The sequence below is a fragment of the Acinetobacter sp. ANC 4805 genome (genome assembly GCF_022549495.1).
Taxonomy (GTDB): domain Bacteria; phylum Pseudomonadota; class Gammaproteobacteria; order Pseudomonadales; family Moraxellaceae; genus Acinetobacter.
The window spans coordinates 43,694-61,082 of record NZ_JAKZGD010000014.1; the positions used below are offsets into that span (position 1 = coordinate 43,694).

The following is a 17,389-nucleotide window of genomic DNA, read 5'->3' on the forward strand; positions in this document are numbered from 1 at the left end:
ATAAAAGGACATCCGATTGAGCCCTACACTTTTAGCATTATGTTTGTTGATCATTTCTAACTGTTTTATGACGATGGCGTGGTATGGGCATCTGAAAATTTTACACAATGCGCCGCTTTGGCAAGCGATTTTGTTTAGTTGGTTGATTGCCCTATTGGAATATAGTTTTATGATTCCTGCAACTAAACTATTAAATCAACAGGGTTGGGGTTTGGGCGAAATGAAAATCACCCAAGAAGTCGTTACGCTGATTGTGTTTGTGCCCTTTATGATTTTTCTGTTTAAACAACCATTCAAGTTGGATTATGTCTGGGCGATGCTTTGTTTAATGGGCTGTGTCTATTTTGTTTTTCGTCATCAAAGCTAATTTTTGGGGATCAGTAAAAATGTTCTTTAGTTGGGGATGCTTGAAAAAACCGCTATAATATTTGCCAATTTCTTCCTTTGTACTTGGCGTAAGTCGAGATACTTCTCTATTTTTATCATGTTTTGGAAAAGCCAATGAATGCGGTCGCAACAGATAGCCAACCTTTAGTCGGAATTATCATGGGTTCTCAATCAGATTGGGCAACACTTGAACATACCGCTAACATGCTCAAACAATTGGGTGTGCCTTTTGAAGCTGAAGTGGTTTCTGCGCACCGTACGCCAGATCGTTTGTTTGAATATGCTGAAACAGCACGTGATCGTGGTATTCAGGTGATTATTGCAGGTGCGGGTGGTGCGGCACATTTACCGGGGATGTGTGCTGCTAAAACTGATTTACCTGTGCTTGGCGTGCCTGTTAAATCTTCGATTTTAAATGGCGTGGATTCATTACTTTCGATTGTACAAATGCCAGCGGGTATTGCTGTGGGGACTTTAGCGATTGGTCAGGCAGGTGCAACCAATGCTGCGATTCTTGCGGCGCAAATTCTTGGTTTAACACGTCCAGATATTGCTAAAAATGTGGCTGATTTCCGTAGTGCACAAACGGAAAAAGTATCGAGCAATAATATTCCTGGTCAAGTGTAACGAGGCCAATCATGAATAAAACCATCGGTATTTTTGGTGGCGGACAGCTTGGACGCATGATGGCGCAAGCAGCTTTACCACTCAATCTTCAATGTACTTTTTTTGAAGCAGAAACAAATTGTCCTGCAGCAATTTTAGGTCCTGTATTTTCCAGTAAAAATGAACAAGGCTTACAAGATTTCATCGCAAGTGCCGATGTCTTTAGCCTTGAATTTGAAAATACACCTGTTGCCGACGTAGATGTGTTGACCCAAACCAAAACACTACACCCTCCTCGCCTTGCTTTAGCAACAGCCCAAAACCGCTTGGCTGAAAAAGCTTTATTTGATCAATTGGCTATTCCAGTTGCACCCTATCGTGCTGTGGATAGCTTAGAGAGCTTAAAGCAAGCCGTGGCTGTGCTTGGATTACCTATCGTTTTAAAAACCGTAACAGGTGGCTACGATGGTAAAGGTCAGTTTGTGTTACGTTCAGAGGATCAAATTGATACGGCTTGGGCTGAATTAGGGCCTGCAAAAAGCTTGATTGCTGAAAGTTTTGTGAAATTCAGCCGTGAAGTGTCGATTATTGCAGTACGCGGACAAAATGGTGATGTGAAAACTTGGGCTTTGGCAGAAAACCACCATCACAATGGTATCTTGTCACACTCTATTGTTCCTGCACCAAATAGCACAGATTTACAGCCAGTTGCGCAAGATTATATTACTCGTTTGTTGAATCACCTCAATTATGTGGGTGTATTGACACTTGAACTGTTCGTGACTGAGCAAGGTTTATATGCCAATGAAATGGCATGTCGTGTCCATAACTCAGGTCATTGGTCAATTGAAGGTGCGATTTGCTCGCAATTTGAAAATCATATTCGTGCGGTTGCAGGCTTGCCACTCGGTTCAACCGATGTTGTTCGTCCAACAGTGATGATTAATATCATTGGTCAACACCCGAAATCAGAAGATGTTTTGGCACTGAAAGGTGCGCATTTACATCTTTATAATAAGTCTGAGCGTACAGGTCGTAAGCTTGGTCATATTACTTTGATGCCGAACAATAGTGATGAATTGACCGTATTGTGTCGTCAATTGGCAAAGATTTTGCCTGTGCCATTAGCGCTAACAGATGATATGAATCTCTAAACTTATCCACATTATCTAAAAGCGATCTTCGGATCGCTTTTTTTATTGCGTATGATTTTTAAATTTAAAGTTTTTGAATTTAAAAAATTATGGATTGTTATGGTGGGTGTGGCTGTGGATAATTTGGTGGTGGGTTTTGAATTTAAAATTATGTAAAAGATTTGAATTTAAATAATGACGCGTGGTTAAGATATTCCTGATATTGTATAAAAAAATCGATTACTTGCTAAATAAGCCTTACTTCTAATTGATGAAAAGAGAAATTAAATTCAAAAATTTTTATAAACTTTAAGGATTGTCTATGTCTGACAAAATTGAAATTGCTCGAATAAAAATGCAAAACCCTTTAACGAATGCGCTTGATGGTGATGTGAAGTGGTCGCCTGTAAAATCTTTATGGGTGTTTAGTCATTTGCTGATCGCTGTGGTGGGCGGGGTGCTAACTTTTTCTCTCGATGCTTTATTGGTCTTTCTTGTTGCGACAGCATTTACACTATGCTTTGGTCATTCGTTGGGAATGCATCGTAAGTTGATTCACCATAGTTATCAATGCCCTAAGTGGTTGGAGTATTTCTTGGTTCATCTTGGTGTGCTTGTTGGGTTGGCTGGACCGTTTGGCATGGTACATACACATGATTTAAGGGATTGGGCACAAAGGCAGAAAGATTGTCATTCCTATTTACGTCATGGCGAGAATATTTTGAAGGATGGTTGGTGGCAATTACATTGTGATCTGAAACTCGAACATCCTCCTGTTTTTACGCCTGAATCCCGTTTAAAAGATGATTTTGTTTATCGATTTATGGAAAAAACGTGGATGTTTCAGCAGTTGCCATTAGCACTCATTTTATTTGCTTGCGGTGGGGCTGCGTGGGTGATTTGGGGGATTTCAGCTCGTATAGTGGTGTCTGTTACAGGTCATTGGTTGATTGGTTATTTTGCCCATAATCATGGGGAAATGGATAATGAGGTTGTGGGTGCTGCAGTTCAGGGGCATAACGTAAAGTGGGCTTCTTATATTACGATGGGAGAATCATGGCATAACAATCACCATGCTTATCCAGAGTCAGCAATTTTGGGTATCTATGCAAACCAGCCAGACCCAGGTTGGTGGGCGCTCAATGCACTCAATAATTTGGGTTTGGTATGGGATATTGTATTGCCTGAAGCTGTACCATATCGTAAAAATTTACATGCGCTTACTTATCGAGCTATACAGGGTACTGGGAATAAAGTGCCTTATAAATGTCCTGTATTGGGCTTGATTCGTTAAATAAAAAAGACTCGATGAAATTTTTCATCGAGTCTTTTTTTAATCGTTTTATGCCACTGGTTGATGAAATGTAAAATAGATTGTGGATAACTTGGTGGTTGGTTTTGAATTTAAAATTATGTGAAAGATTTGAATTTAAATTAGGTTGGTTGTGAAAGAGTGCGGTTTAAATTTAAAAATACGAGTATGGTTGTGCTTCTAATTTAAATTTTTAGATTGTGGATATTTATTTTTTGATCTTAATTTTATGAAATGTAAGGAATAATTGGTGTATTTAAGCTGTTTTAATGGGTTGGAATGAATTTAAGTTGAGTGGGGGTTTTTGAATTCAAAAATATGATCGATATGAAGTTATCTTTTGAATTTAAAATTTCTGTTGGTTGAATTGCGTATTTTGAATTCAAATTGCGGTGTTGGTAGCTTTTAAATTTAAAAACATGTGTTCATTTTGAATTTAAACATAACGTTTTAAATTTAAAAACAAAAAATGAATTCAAAGTTACGTTTCCAAACGATACATACTCAAGCAGCGTGTTAAGGTGATATGGAAATTTGAATTCAAATATTTTGGTTAAGTCATGAAACATTATTTTTCTTTTTTTCTAGGCACTGCCTTTTTTACGTTTTTCAGTCAGGCACATGCTGAACTTGTGATTAATGGTGCAGCATTTTCTCCTTCTGCAACAATTGTTTCACGTCCGAGTACATATACTTCAAATTCAGATTTTCAAGGTTGCTTAGCAAATTTACGCTCGCAAGCAATTGCTTCTGGTGTTTCGGCTTCGAGCTATGATCGCTATACCCAAAACCTAAACCCCGATTATTCAGTGATTGATAAATTAAATTATCAACCTGAGTTTTCAACTGCAATTTGGGACTATTTATCAGGTTTGGTTGATGATGAGCGTGTCCAAACAGGTAAGCAGAAACTTGCTCAACATCGTGCTGTTTTAAATCGGGTTGAACAGGCTTATGGCGTACCTGCGGAAACTGTGGTGGCAGTTTGGGGAGTAGAGAGTAATTATGGAGATATTTCAGGTAAATATCCTTTATTGCAAGCATTAGGAACTTTAAGTTGTGAGGGACGTCGTCAAAGTTATTTCCGAGGTGAGCTTTTTGCCGCGATGCGTATTTTACAGCGCGGTGATTTAACCCAAGATCAGCTTTATGGTTCTTGGGCAGGTGCATTTGGGCATACCCAGTTTATGCCATCGACTTATGAACGTTTGGCGGTAGACTTTGATGGTGATGGTCGCCGTGATTTAGTTTCAAGTACAGCAGATGCTTTGGCTTCAACTGCAAACTTTTTAAAGCAAGCAGGTTGGCAAACAGGATTGCCATGGGGTTTTGAAGTGAAAATTCCACAAGGTATGTCGATTGCGGGTGAAAGTCGTCGTAATAAAAAATCTCTAAATAGTTGGATTGAGCAAGGACTGATACGTGCTGATGGTACAGCTTTAATTCAAGGTAATTTATCGGGTAGTACGCCAGCGGGGTTGATTTCACCAGCAGGAGCAAATGGCCCAGTATTTTTGGTCTTTAAAAATTTTGATGCGATTTATAGTTATAACGCCGCTGAAAGTTATGGTTTGGCGATTGCCCATTTATCCGATCGCTTGAAGGGCGGGGCGTCATTTTTAACACCATGGCCAACCGATGATGCGGGGACGTCTCGTGCAGAGCGTCGTGAAATTCAGCAGTTTTTGGTTAAGCGCGGTTATGATATTGGTGTTGTAGATGGATTGATTGGGGATAAAAGTCGTCAAGCTATTCGTCAAGAGCAAAGTCGTTTAGGTTTGAATCCAACAGGTCGCGCTGGACAGCAGATTTTACGTGCATTTAGACAAGAGCAAGCCAAGCAAATGATGCAATAAAAATCTATTGAAGCAAGTCAAAAGGTCTGCGTATGAGCAGACCTTTTTTATTTAGGGAGCAGCATCTAGCTTTATAGCTTCTAAAATATCAAAAATCACAGCAGTGACATCTTGGCTGAGATCACGGTCATTAAAAATCTCATAGGCAGTAATTGTGACATCGGTATCACTTGGTAATTGTTTTTGTTCTTCTTCAATCAAGTGCTCAATTGGTAAGAGCGTCTGTTTGATTTCGAGATGCAACACTTCATTATACGCAAGATTTTCATCTTCAAGCTCTAATTCATGCTCATTGAAATAGGGGATCAAAATCGAATGAAGATATGGACTAAGATCCTGAATATCCAAAATTTCAATATCACGAGTCTGTTCAATCGTACTGATGTGGTCACTCACTTCAATTAAGATATGATAATAGCTCATGCTGATCTCCATTAAGACTAAGATGATATTTTGACACCACAATAGCATGAATAAATCAAAAGAATTGCTCATTCTTGTTATCTTTTAAAAACATCATCTTATATAGCTGTTGTATCTTAATGATTGAGGCTTAACCACAAAAAGGAAGTCGTTTTAAACTACTATTTGTTGGTTGAAAGTTCTTTTTACGTTCCGTTTTCTAATGTGTGGCGACATATTTGAGATCTGAAATCACGAGGAATATTTCAAGCACGATCTATTTCACAAGAATAAGTGCCATTTTATGCTACCAAATATATTAACTGATCAGTTTATTAGGAAGAGATGTACTTAGTTGCTTGCAGATAGGATCGGGGTAGTTGCCCTAACAAGGTCTCGGTCTGCTTCTGTGAGTGATAATTTCTGAATATTTTGCTGTTGGATGATGGGGTACATCAATGATGTTGGATCATTGGTATGTTCTAGCCCTAGCGCATGTCCAAATTCATGTGCAAGTGTTAAACGTAGATCATTCTTAGATGAAAACTCGTAAACATAAATCTGTTTACCATTGAAATGTCCTTTATGAAACAAGCGTGGTTCGAAGGTCTGGTTAAATTGATTGGCTGAGGCAACCAATTGTTTATTATTTTGGTTAAGTATTTTGATATCGTGATTCAGCTGTTGAGTTTTCTGGTTATGCTGTTGAACTTCTTGCTGCAACGCAGCAGATTGAAGCTGCAATACTTTTTGACGTTGGGTCAACTGGTCTGCTAATTCTTTAGAAGAAGAACGCATCTGATTAAAACGTTGTACATCAATATTATACTGTTGAAATTGTGCTGCCAGTTGAGATTGTTTGCTGGCAATCAAAAGGGTAGTTTTTTGAACCTCATCTTTGAACTGTTGTAACTGTTTATTTTGTTGTTCCCATTGCCCTTGTTGTTGCTTAAGTTGATCTAGGTTTTGAACACGTTCAGTACTGCGTTGTTGGCGTTCATCAAAAATGAGATTAATCGTGAACTCTGCTTGAGGGTCATAAATAAAATGTTGTTGACCTGTTTCTTTTTCCCAAATCTGAGCAGCTTGTTGGGTTAACTCGAGTACTTGTTGTGTGCTTAAGTTAAATCGAGGGTCAATATCAGCAATACGATAATGTAGAGGAGCTTTCACCAGTTCATGTGTGTGCGTGTCAGTATTTGTTGAGTTATTTTGCGCATAACTGAGGTTAGATATTCCCATACATATACATGCAGCAAAAAAAGCAAAATGATGGTAGCGCATGAGTAATCTCCCCCTGAATAAAGCTTATTTTTAAGCAATCTTTTGGGTTCGTCAAAACGCTATAGATTTAATAAATATAAGTAAAAAGTGTGATTTTTTTCTAATAAATAAAAAAATGAATCGAATGATTTACAGAATGAAAAAGGAGCATATTTGTTTTTTTTTATTCTTAAATCAAAGAATATCAAAGTATTAAATTTAAAAAGATAAAAACTCCCTAAAAGGAAGTGAGAAAACCATCAAATTGTTAACTTTTGTAAAGATTACGAAAAAATGGGAATTATTTTACTTTTTAGTGAAAAATTGTTTGTTTGTGACATTTAAAGTCCACTGGAATTTTAACCTTTTTCTGCTTTGATGAGATCATCAGCCTTGTTGAGCTTATCTCGTTAACAACAAATTACGATCTGCTGGAGTCAGACGGAAATGAGCCATATCTTGATCCTGCATCATTGGATACATCAACGCCTGTGGATCATTTGCATGCTGTAGACCCAAGGCATGACCTAATTCATGTGCTAGCGTTAATTTTAGATCATCTTCAGATTCAAACTCATAAATTAATATCTGTTTACCATTAAATAAACCTTTATGGAATAAATGGGGCTGAAAGCGTTGTTTGTATTGTGTGACGGAGGAATCTAGTTGTTGATTAAGTGAATTAAGTTCATCAACTTGCTGGTTTAATTGATTGATTTTTTGATTATGTGTATTTATTTCTTGTTGAATTAATTCAATTTTTTGCTGTAGTTCCTGTTGTCGTTGTTGAGCGTATTCAGGATTTTCAAAAGCAGATTGATTTTGTTGAGTAGAGAGCTGTTCTTGATTGTATTGCTGAATTTGTTGATTTAACAGCTGTTGTTTGAGATCTAAAAACTGTTTATTTTGAACTACTTCTCGTTCAATTTGATCTAATTGTTCTTTTTTATCAAGCCAAACCTGCTGATTCGACTCGAGCTGATTTAAATGTTCTCGACGTTGTTCGCTTTCAAACTGGCGTTCGTCATAAATCAGGTGGATTGCAAGTTTGGCATTTGGATCATAGACAAAATAATCCTGCCCAGTACCATCTTTCCAAATTTGAGTTGCCTGCTGAGTTATTGCTTTAACCTGTTCAATACTTAGTTTAAAACGAGAGTCGACTTCAGCAATTCGATAATGCAGTCGTGTATCTAGTGGGCTGCTCATACGGTCGGCCAATGAGTTAAATTTGAGTTGAGGGTGTTGGTGAGTTTGATAACCCGACCATAGGATGAAAACTGCGATAACAATAAAAATTATTCGTTTCATTCAATATTTTTTTTAAATAAGGGTTGGTATAGGCTTGGTACAATCAAAATTCCCAAGATTAATGTAGATAGAATACAGCTTATTTCATAAAAAATAGCACCTAGACCCGATATGAATATCCAAGAAAAACTAGGTAAGAGATAAATGAGTAAGAGAGGGAAAAAGCTATAAACATATAATTTTCTTGCCCATTCTTTGAATAGAAGTAAACCTATCGCTACAACAAAAAGACCAATTGAAAGAATAAAGGTAATGGCTAACTCCCAGTTTTGGGGATCCTTTGATAAAGCCTCATTAATCAAGATGGATGTTTCATCATATGCATCAAAGATTGTACTAATAAAGACACAGAGTAGAGATGCAAGAAGCATTCCTCTAAATTTGGTTTTGGTGATAATGGGGTCAGTTTTCATTTTTATAAATAGTGTGATGTTTTAATGCTTTAGATTATACATACAATATTTTAGCTGTATCAAATTGATATTACTTGATTGATTATAATTGAATGTGCTCGAATTTTGGCTATTACTTGTTATTCATGTCTACAGCTGCCATATTTACGAGACTTTGATCAAATACCAATCAACACATAAAATGCAAAGGAATATGCATGCTGAAATATTTACTGAAAGCACCTGATTCAACATGGGTTGCCACTTCTCCAGCTCAGGCAAAAGCTGAAAATTTAAAAATTAAATATTTGGGGACAGCGGGATTTATTCTTTCTGATCAGCATCGTACAGTTGTACTTGACCCTTTTATTAGCCGTCCTAATCTTTGGCAAACCTTTAGCCAACCGTTATTGAGTGATCCAGTATTAGTTAAACAATATATTCCATACGCTGATGATGTACTGATTGGGCATGCACATTATGACCATATTCTGGATGCACCAGAGCTTTGTAAACAAACTGGGGCAAGGTTAATTGGTTCGCAAGCAACTTTAATGTATGGACGATCAGCAGGTTTATCTGAGCAACAAATGCTTGAGACAACGGGGCGGGAAGCGATTCAATGTGGAAAATGGCAAGTGGTTGGTCTGCCATCCATTCATGGTAAAGCATTGTTTGGTCGTGTTCCATTACCAGGGGATATGACCACACCACCACCGTTTCCACCGAAATTTCATCATCTACGGCATGGGCAAGTTTTTAATTGGTGGATTAATACGGGGCAGCTTAGTGTTGTACATATTGATTCAGCCGATTTTATTGAACAAGAGTTGCAGGGCAGGCAGGCAGATATCGTCTGTCTATGTGCGATTGGACGGAAATATCGCCCCAATTATGTCAAAGATGTGGTGCGTTTGCTAAAACCCAAATACATTATTCCATGTCATTGGGATAGCATGGTGACACCGATTGATGCACCACCACAGTTATTACCTGGGGTGAACATTCCTGAGTTTCTTGATGAAATAAAAGCCTGTGGCGTTATACCTTTGTTTATGCCGATTTTAGGCGAACTGTATTTTGATCAAAATACAGAACTTTAAAACATAAAAAAACCGCGCAAAAGCGCGGTTTTTTTTAAAGAGACAAATTATTTTTTGTCGTCTTTTACTTCTGTGAACTCAGCATCTACAACGCCATCGTCCGCTTTCTGTTGTTGACCTGCATCACCACCTTGGAATGCATTTGGATCAAAACCTTCTGCACCGCCAGCACCTTGTGCTTGTTCATAAGCACGTTGAGTGATCGGCATCAAGATGTTTTGTAAAGCTTCAGTTTTCGCTTTGATGTCTTCAACATCATTTTCTTTGGTTGCTGCTTCAAGCTCAGAAACCGCAGTCGCGATTGCAGTTTTTTCATCTTCAGTGACTTTGTCACCAAGATCTTTCACTGCTTTGTTCGAGCTAGACACTAAAGCATCCGCTTCGTTGCGTGCTTTTGCTAACTCTTCAAACTTACGGTCTTCTTCAGCATTCGCTTCAGCATCTTTAATCATTGCTTCGATTTCAGCATCAGACAAACCTGAGTTTGCTTTAATCTGGATTGATTGCTCTTTACCAGTGCTCTTATCTTTAGCCGATACTTTCAAGATACCGTCAGCGTTGATGTCGAACGATACTTCAATTTGCGGTACACCACGTGGAGCAGGTGGGATATCGCCTAATTGGAAGTTACCCAACAATTTATTTTGTTGAGCCATTTTACGTTCACCTTGGAACACTGAAATGTCGACAGCAGGTTGGTTGTCAGCAGCAGTAGAGAACACTTGAGATTTCTTCGCAGGAATCGTTGTGTTTTTCTCAATGATTGCTGTTAATACGCCACCCATGGTTTCGATACCAAGTGTTAACGGTGTTACGTCTAATAAAAGTACGTCAGTTTTGTCACCAGACAATACCGCACCTTGAATCGCTGCACCAATCGCAACTGCTTCGTCAGGGTTCACGTCTTTACGTGGCTCTTTACCAAAGAATTCTTGTACTTTTTGTTGTACAAGTGGCATACGAGACTGTCCACCAACTAAAATTACGTCAGAGATGTCAGACGTCGAAAGACCAGCATCTTTAAGCGCAATACGGCAAGGCTCAATGGTACGAGCAACTAAATCAGCAACCAAGCCTTCAAGTTTCGCACGCGTTACGTTGATCACTAAGTGTTTAGGACCAGTCGCATCAGCCGTGATGTATGGCAGGTTGATTTCAGTTGCATTCGATGAAGAAAGCTCGATTTTTGCTTTTTCAGCAGCTTCTTTCAAACGTTGTAACGCAAGTGGATCATTTTTCAAGTTCACACTTTGTTCTTTCTTGAACTCTTCAACCAAGAATTCAATTAATGCGTTATCAAAGTCCTCACCACCAAGGAAAGTATCACCATTGGTTGATAACACTTCGATTTGTTGGTCGCCATCAAGGTCAGCGATTTCAATGATTGATACGTCGAATGTACCACCACCTAAGTCGTAAACCGCGATTTTACGATCGCCTTCTTTTTTGTCCATACCGAACGCAAGCGCAGCAGCAGTTGGTTCGTTAATGATACGTTTAACATCAAGACCTGCAATTTTACCTGCATCTTTAGTTGCTTGACGTTGTGCATCGTTAAAGTAAGCAGGTACCGTAATCACGGCTTCAGTAACCGTTTCACCTAAATAATCTTCTGCAGTTTTCTTCATCTTTTTCAAGATTTCAGCAGAGATTTGTTGAGGTGCTAATTTTTTATCGTTTACATCAACCCAAGCGTCGCCATTGTCTGCTTTGATGATTTTGTAAGGTACAAGACCGATATCTTTTTGTACCGCTTGATCTTCATAACGACGACCAATTAAACGTTTGATCGCGAACAATGTATTTTTTGGGTTAGTGACAGCCTGACGCTTCGCACTTTGACCAACTAGGATTTCACCATCTTTGTATGCAATGATTGATGGAGTTGTACGTGCGCCTTCTGCGTTTTCGATTACTTTTACTTTATCGCCTTCAAGTACAGCAACACATGAGTTGGTAGTACCTAAGTCAATACCAATAATTTTTGCCATTTGGGATGTTCCTCTAAAATTTTGTGAATCCCCTAATTTCCTCTTTGGTCAAGGAGACTTAAAAAGGGGATTTGCTTGTTATTCGATATGAGAGTGAATCGGTTTTTTTCAAGCATATTTATGAAAAAAAATCAAAAAACTCTCAAAAAACTAGGTTTTACTGACCGACCAAAACCATTGCTGGGCGGAGTAGGCGACCATTTAAGGTATAGCCTTTCTGTAAAACAGTGCCAATTTGATTGGCAGTAGCATTTGGATCAATGCCCACCGCTTGGTGTAAATCGGCATTGAAACCATTTTGGGTATCTGCTTCAACCACGCCAAATTTCTCAAGTGCAGTTAATAGTGATTTCAACGTTAATTTTACACCTTCAAGTACAGGTGTCTCTTCTTCACCCGCAGCTTGAATCGCACGTTCAAGGTTGTCGACAGAATCCAAAAGTTCTTTTGCGAATTTCTCTAGCACGGTTTCTTTATGCTTTTCAGATTCACGTTGGATACGTTCTACGCTTTTCTGTGCTTCATAAACTGCATTGGCTGTACGAGCTTTTTCTAATTTCAAACTTTCTTCAAGTTTGGTGATTTGCGCTTGTAAATCTTCAACGCTAAGCTCGTTTGCTTGCTCTACACCTTCAGCTTGAGTTTGTTCAGTTTGTTGCTCATTTTGAATGTCTTGAGCTTGCTCATTGTGCTCATTAGCCATTGATGATCTCCGTTTAAAAAGGTTCTTAAACATGTACAGTCCTTTTAGCGTGAATGCTTATAGGGTCAAACCCGAACCGCCACATATTCGTCATTCATAGATAGGGATGAAGTATGGGCAACGCGACAAAATTCAAGCGTTCAGGTTGATTTAAATCTTTTAATTTTGTTGATTTAAGTAAAAACCTAAGTTTTCGATCACGAAAGCAATAAATTCTTGAGTCATTTTGGGTAAATGTTGCCTTGAAGCATAGACTAAGGACAAGGTCAGATCAGGTGCAGAAAAATCTGTAAATACCTGTTGCAAATGCTGTTGCGCAATATCCTTGCGCACCAGTAAAGTTGGTAGCATCGCAATACCCTCAGCTTTGAGACACATTTGGTAAAGCGCAATCACATCATTACTTTTAAAGCTAACATTTAAAGGGTAGTTCTGCGGTTGCTGATCTGTATCAAATAAGGTCCAATATTGGTTATGTGTGTGATGTGCAATGCACTCATGTTGCAATAGTTGGCTTGGGTGTAACAGGGGAGTGTGGTCTTGTAAATAATGTGGGTGCGCACAAAAGACCGATTCGATTTGGCAGACGGGGCGTGCAATTAAACCATCCGCGACTTTTTGGGTGATACGTAATGCTAGATCAACTTGAGCATCCATGAGATCGACGGTATCTTCAGTTAAATACACGTCAAAATGAATCTGTGGGTAACGTTGCTTAAATTGTTTTATACATTCATTGACACCCAACTGAAATAAAAACAAGCCACAGGTAAAGCGAATCGTACCGCGATGTTGTTCAGGTGCAGCTAAGCCTTCGAGAAGTTGTTGCTGTTGTAAAATATTTTCACAATACAACAATGCTTTTTCGCCTGCTGGGGTCAGTGAAACTTTACGCGTATTGCGTTGAAACAGTCGAGTTGAAAACGTTTGCTCGAGATGTTCTAAGTAACGAGAGACCATGGCTTTCGAATAATCGAGATGTTCAGCGGCTTTGCTAAGATTGCCTTGTTGGGCAATACAAACAAAGACTTGGATGGCTTTTAAGGTATCCATATTTATTATCATTGTTGCAATATATGCAACATTTTATCTTAATTTAGTGTGTTTATTCAGCAATAATTGCAACGTAAAGTAGCTCTTATCAGATTGGAGACGATAAGATGAATATCAAACTTTATACGATTGCCTTAACTACTTTAGCAGCAACATCAGTCGCTTCTGCACAAGATTTAAAAATCCAAAATTTTTTAGCAAAACCTGAACACTTTGGTGTGACGTCTACCTTAATTGAAGGGGATAAAGAAGTCTTATTAGTCAATGCCCAATTCTCTAAATCAGAAGCTTTGCGTATTGCTGCCGATATTTTAGATCGTGGGAAAACCTTGAAAACTATTTTTGTCAGTTATGGCGATCCAGATTTCTATTTTGGTTTAGATGTCTTTAAACAATACTTCCCGAATGTGCAAATTATTGCGACACCAGAAACGGTAAAACATATTCAGGATACACAAGCGTTGAAAGTCGCGTATTGGGGACCGAAAATGGGCGCCAATGCACCGAGCAAAATTATTGTTCCGCAAGCATACACAGCTAAAACTTTAAAATTAGAAAATGAAAGTATCGAAATTAAAGGTCAAAAAGAACTGACTTATTTATGGATTCCGAGTACCAAAGCGGTTGTTGGGGGTATTCCAGTTTCATCAGGTATACATTTATGGATGGCGGATACACCTACGACAAAAGATCGCAATGAAGTAATACAAGCATTAGAAAATATTAAAGCATTAAATCCTAAAGTTGTTGTGCCTGCACATATGAAAGAAGGGGCAGCAGAAGGATTGAATGCCGTTAATTTTTCAATTGATTATTTAAAACAGTATGAAAAAGTTGCGAAGGCAACAAAAAGCTCAGCTGATTTAATCCAAATGATGCAAAAACAATATCCAGATTTAGCTGAATCTGGCAGTTTAGAGTTAGGCGCTAAAGTCGTTAAAGGTGAGATGCAATGGCCTTAAATACACACTAGAACATACTTGAAACCGTGAGAATAATTCACGGTTTTTTTATTTTCTGCTTATTTTAAAAAACAATGATACGGTTTTCTGATTGGATAACAACGACAACATAGATGAAACTTGCCAACAAATCCAAATCATTTAGCCAGTTGTTTTGGTCATTTCTATGAACCTAAGTTTTCCATATTGGATTTGATTCTGCTATTTACTAAGTTGATCTCGGACATAGAATGCAAAGCGGAGGCGAGATCATAGGTGGGTTGGTGAAATGAATAATTTTATCTGTAGATATGGACTTGAGGTGATTCAAATCAAAAATAGCTTTATTCCTCTTTTTGATTTGTTGTCATAGATGCAAATTTGTTGTTTTCTCTATGTAGCAATGGATGTGATTAAACTTGCTCTGGCGTTATATCTTGTGGGCTTAAATACCCAATTAGTTTAAACCAATCAATATCGATATTTTAGATTCAAGCTGAGTCGAATATACAATTCAGTTTAGAAATAGAGCGTCGCTTTAAAAGTATTTTTATATTTTTAGCAATATCTATTGGCATAAAAAGCAAGTAGTGATTAGCAGAATGGTTAATGACTTTTTAAAGCAAGCCATTTAGGTTACAGCATAATTTTGAATTCTTTATCTTGATCTACGACTTTATAAAGGCATATAGTCGATCGGAACAAGAACTATGGACAGAGCGAGAAAGGGGAAGAACGTGTCAGCATTACCTCAGAAAATTCAGATGATTTTAGACAAAGGACAAGGTTCTGCTGCACGAGCATTAGATAAGTTGCCCAAAATCGTACAAGAATCTCTTGCTAAGCTTCTAGGCTATCCTTACCAATACCCAGATTTAGATGCGTTCACTAAGTGCTTAATGGCGGTTCAAATTAAACAAGGACGTATAGGTTTTATTGGAGACGATCCAATTGAGTCTCGACGTCAGTTTGACGCTCAAATGCTCGCAATTCTAAACAAATCGACATTTATAGAATCTGTTGAAGATATTCGTCTGCCTTTACAGAGTGGCACAGTCTTCGCAAGACACTATCACCCAGCCACAAATAAAAAACTACCAATGATCGTGTTTTACCACGGTGGTGGATTTGTGGTGGGTGGACTGGATACACATGATGAAGCTTGTCGCCTGATTGCCAAGTATGCAAAAGTACAAGTCTTGAGTGTGGATTATCCGCTTGCACCTGAAGCATCACCACAGTTATTGATTAAATCTTGTGAAGATGCGTTGGCATGGGTATATCAAAATCGCCGTCAACTTAAAATTTATAAAAACCGTATTGCTGTTGCAGGTGATAGTGCAGGTGGGAATATTAGTACCGTGGTTGCACAAAATGCTGTCGGAAAGTCCTATGCACCACAAGCACAATTACTTTTTTATCCAGTTGTTGATTTTAAAAGTAAACACCCTTCTTTCTACGCCTATGGTCAAGGTTTAGTGTTAACAAGCAGAGATGTGGACTACGTTACCAAATACTATTCAAACCATCATCAAGTTGCTTTAGATGATCCATTAATTTCTCCAACCTTTGGTAATCTTAAAAGATTAGCGCCAGCTTTCGTGGTTACAGCGGGTCATGACTTGTTACATGATGAAGGAAAGATCTATAGCCATAAGTTAAGACAAAGTGGTGTTAAAGTTGATTATGTGGATTATCCAGATCAAACACATGGGTTTATTAACTTAACGCCTGTTTCTAGCAAGGCTAAACGGAATACCATTGAGATTGCAAAGAACTTTAGAAAGTTTTGGGATAAGCACCATTAATTTAATTAAACCTATGTTTCACGTGGAACATAGGTTTTTATTTCAGATAACAAATAAGAAATAGCAAAAATAAATTTGTAAACTTAATATTATGATTTACAACTGACCACTCATCTAAATTAGAGAAAAGCAATCATGAAAAAGTTGTTGATTACAACGAGCCTACTATTAGCCAGCAGCCATTTATTTGCAAATACGATGGTTGATATGAAAACCAGTATGGGGAATATTGAGATAGAGCTTTATGATGATAAAGCCCCTATATCTGCAAAGAATTTTGAAAGCTATGTAAAAAGTAACTTCTATGCAGGTACGATCTTTCATCGTGTTATTCCAGGCTTTATGGTTCAAGGCGGTGGTTTAGATGTAAATATGATTGAGAAAACAACTAAAGCACCTATTAGTAATGAAGCAAATAATGGTTTGAAAAATACACGCGGTACTTTAGCAATGGCACGTACTAGTGATCCTAACTCTGCTACGAGTCAATTTTTTATTAACGTTGCTGACAACACTTTCCTAAATCGTTCACAAATGGATGCTGGTTATGCTGTATTTGGTAAAGTAACGAAAGGAATGGATATTGTTGATAAAATTGTTAGTGTTCCTACAGGTAACTATGGAATGCATCAAAATGTCCCTAAGCAACCAATTAAAATTATGAGTGTTCAGATAAAGACTAAGAAATAAAAAGCAAAGCAGAAATATGAATGAAATATTTCTGCTTTAATTTATGTGATCATTTAAAATTAGATGGAATTACATCCATATTTAACAAAAAGTCTTTAAATTACAGTTACTTATGTTATTAAAGCTGTTTTTTAAAGTAGTTAAATAAATTTAAATGATATAAATCAGTAATTTGAGTTGGTTATGGTTTAAAAATAAAACAACCGAATTATTAAATTTTTAAAAGGTGTTGCGTTGGACCTGAAATGCTGTAGAATGCACATCCATCGGCGGTGATGCGGATAAAAACTTGTTGAGAAACAAGGATTTGGCTAGAAAGGTTAGATTCTTGGAGTGATTGGTGGGTTTTAAAAATATCGAAATTACCTGTTGACTTTAGTATAGATTAGAGTAACATAGCCGACCTAGCTTGATGATGACGAATCATCGAGAAGATCA

The 17,389-nt window shown here is 37.8% G+C and carries 16 protein-coding genes; 9 read left to right on the plus strand and 7 right to left on the minus strand.

Features of this window, described 5'->3' with window-relative positions; all coding sequences use genetic code 11:
- Nucleotides 1-67: 67 nt before the first annotated feature.
- The 5 genes from MMP60_RS15550 (at nucleotide 68) to MMP60_RS15570 (ending at nucleotide 5,294) form a co-directional block, all read left to right on the plus strand.
- A complete protein-coding gene (locus tag MMP60_RS15550) occupies nucleotides 68-367 on the plus strand; it encodes a DMT family protein (RefSeq protein WP_241337255.1) in 300 nt (99 codons plus the stop codon).
- A 134-nt stretch (nucleotides 368-501) separates the two neighbouring features.
- Nucleotides 502-1,014, plus strand: a complete 513-nt coding sequence (gene purE, locus MMP60_RS15555) for a 5-(carboxyamino)imidazole ribonucleotide mutase (RefSeq protein ID WP_208727585.1) — start codon at nucleotides 502-504, stop codon at nucleotides 1,012-1,014.
- 11 nt (nucleotides 1,015-1,025) lie between these two features.
- Nucleotides 1,026-2,147 (plus strand): 5-(carboxyamino)imidazole ribonucleotide synthase, encoded by a 1,122-nt coding sequence (locus MMP60_RS15560; RefSeq protein WP_241337242.1) that lies wholly within the window; start codon nucleotides 1,026-1,028, stop codon nucleotides 2,145-2,147.
- A gap of 301 nt (nucleotides 2,148-2,448) precedes the next feature.
- Nucleotides 2,449-3,420 carry an acyl-CoA desaturase gene (locus tag MMP60_RS15565; RefSeq protein ID WP_241337243.1) on the plus strand — a complete coding sequence of 324 codons (972 nt, stop codon included), beginning with the start codon at nucleotides 2,449-2,451 and terminating at the stop codon, nucleotides 3,418-3,420.
- 578 nt (nucleotides 3,421-3,998) lie between these two features.
- On the plus strand, nucleotides 3,999-5,294 hold the full coding sequence (locus tag MMP60_RS15570; RefSeq protein ID WP_241337244.1) for a lytic murein transglycosylase: 1,296 nt from the start codon (nucleotides 3,999-4,001) through the stop codon (nucleotides 5,292-5,294).
- A 51-nt stretch (nucleotides 5,295-5,345) separates the two neighbouring features.
- Here the strand turns inward: MMP60_RS15570 and MMP60_RS15575 are convergent, their stop codons facing one another.
- From MMP60_RS15575 to MMP60_RS15590, 4 genes are all read right to left on the minus strand, one after another.
- Complete coding sequence (locus MMP60_RS15575) at nucleotides 5,346-5,729, minus strand: hypothetical protein (protein WP_154650428.1); 384 nt, start codon at nucleotides 5,727-5,729, stop codon at nucleotides 5,346-5,348.
- Nucleotides 5,730-6,047: 318 nt separating this feature from the next.
- Nucleotides 6,048-6,980, minus strand: coding sequence for a matrixin family metalloprotease (locus MMP60_RS15580; protein WP_241337245.1), 933 nt, complete (start codon nucleotides 6,978-6,980; stop codon nucleotides 6,048-6,050).
- Nucleotides 6,981-7,361: 381 nt separating this feature from the next.
- Complete coding sequence (locus MMP60_RS15585; protein WP_241337246.1) at nucleotides 7,362-8,270, minus strand: matrixin family metalloprotease; 909 nt, start codon at nucleotides 8,268-8,270, stop codon at nucleotides 7,362-7,364.
- Entirely contained in the window at nucleotides 8,267-8,683 is a 417-nt protein-coding gene (locus tag MMP60_RS15590; RefSeq protein WP_241337247.1) for a hypothetical protein, read from the minus strand. Before MMP60_RS15590 ends, MMP60_RS15585 begins: the two co-directional genes overlap by 4 nt.
- A 197-nt stretch (nucleotides 8,684-8,880) precedes the next feature.
- Between MMP60_RS15590 and MMP60_RS15595 the strand changes: the two genes are divergently transcribed.
- Nucleotides 8,881-9,765 (plus strand): MBL fold metallo-hydrolase, encoded by an 885-nt coding sequence (locus MMP60_RS15595; protein ID WP_241337248.1) that lies wholly within the window; start codon nucleotides 8,881-8,883, stop codon nucleotides 9,763-9,765.
- 47 nt (nucleotides 9,766-9,812) lie between these two features.
- Here the strand turns inward: MMP60_RS15595 and dnaK are convergent, their stop codons facing one another.
- The 3 genes from dnaK to MMP60_RS15610 form a co-directional block, all read right to left on the minus strand.
- Entirely contained in the window at nucleotides 9,813-11,756 is a 1,944-nt protein-coding gene (gene dnaK / locus MMP60_RS15600; protein WP_241337249.1) for a molecular chaperone DnaK, read from the minus strand.
- A gap of 157 nt (nucleotides 11,757-11,913) precedes the next feature.
- A complete protein-coding gene (grpE, locus tag MMP60_RS15605; protein WP_241337250.1) occupies nucleotides 11,914-12,459 on the minus strand; it encodes a nucleotide exchange factor GrpE in 546 nt (181 codons plus the stop codon).
- Between the two features lie 159 nt (nucleotides 12,460-12,618).
- Nucleotides 12,619-13,512: a LysR family transcriptional regulator gene (locus MMP60_RS15610; RefSeq protein WP_241337251.1), complete on the minus strand. Its 894-nt coding sequence runs from the start codon at nucleotides 13,510-13,512 to the stop codon at nucleotides 12,619-12,621.
- 107 nt (nucleotides 13,513-13,619) lie between these two features.
- On the opposite strand from MMP60_RS15610, the gene MMP60_RS15615 reads away from it, so the two are divergent.
- The 3 genes from MMP60_RS15615 (at nucleotide 13,620) to MMP60_RS15625 (ending at nucleotide 16,951) form a co-directional block, all read left to right on the plus strand.
- Nucleotides 13,620-14,474: an MBL fold metallo-hydrolase gene (locus MMP60_RS15615; protein WP_241337252.1), complete on the plus strand. Its 855-nt coding sequence runs from the start codon at nucleotides 13,620-13,622 to the stop codon at nucleotides 14,472-14,474.
- A 716-nt stretch (nucleotides 14,475-15,190) separates the two neighbouring features.
- Nucleotides 15,191-16,261, plus strand: coding sequence for an alpha/beta hydrolase (locus MMP60_RS15620; RefSeq protein WP_241337253.1), 1,071 nt, complete (start codon nucleotides 15,191-15,193; stop codon nucleotides 16,259-16,261).
- Nucleotides 16,262-16,396: 135 nt separating this feature from the next.
- On the plus strand, nucleotides 16,397-16,951 hold the full coding sequence (locus MMP60_RS15625; protein WP_087547939.1) for a peptidylprolyl isomerase: 555 nt from the start codon (nucleotides 16,397-16,399) through the stop codon (nucleotides 16,949-16,951).
- Nucleotides 16,952-17,389: the final 438 nt, after the last annotated feature.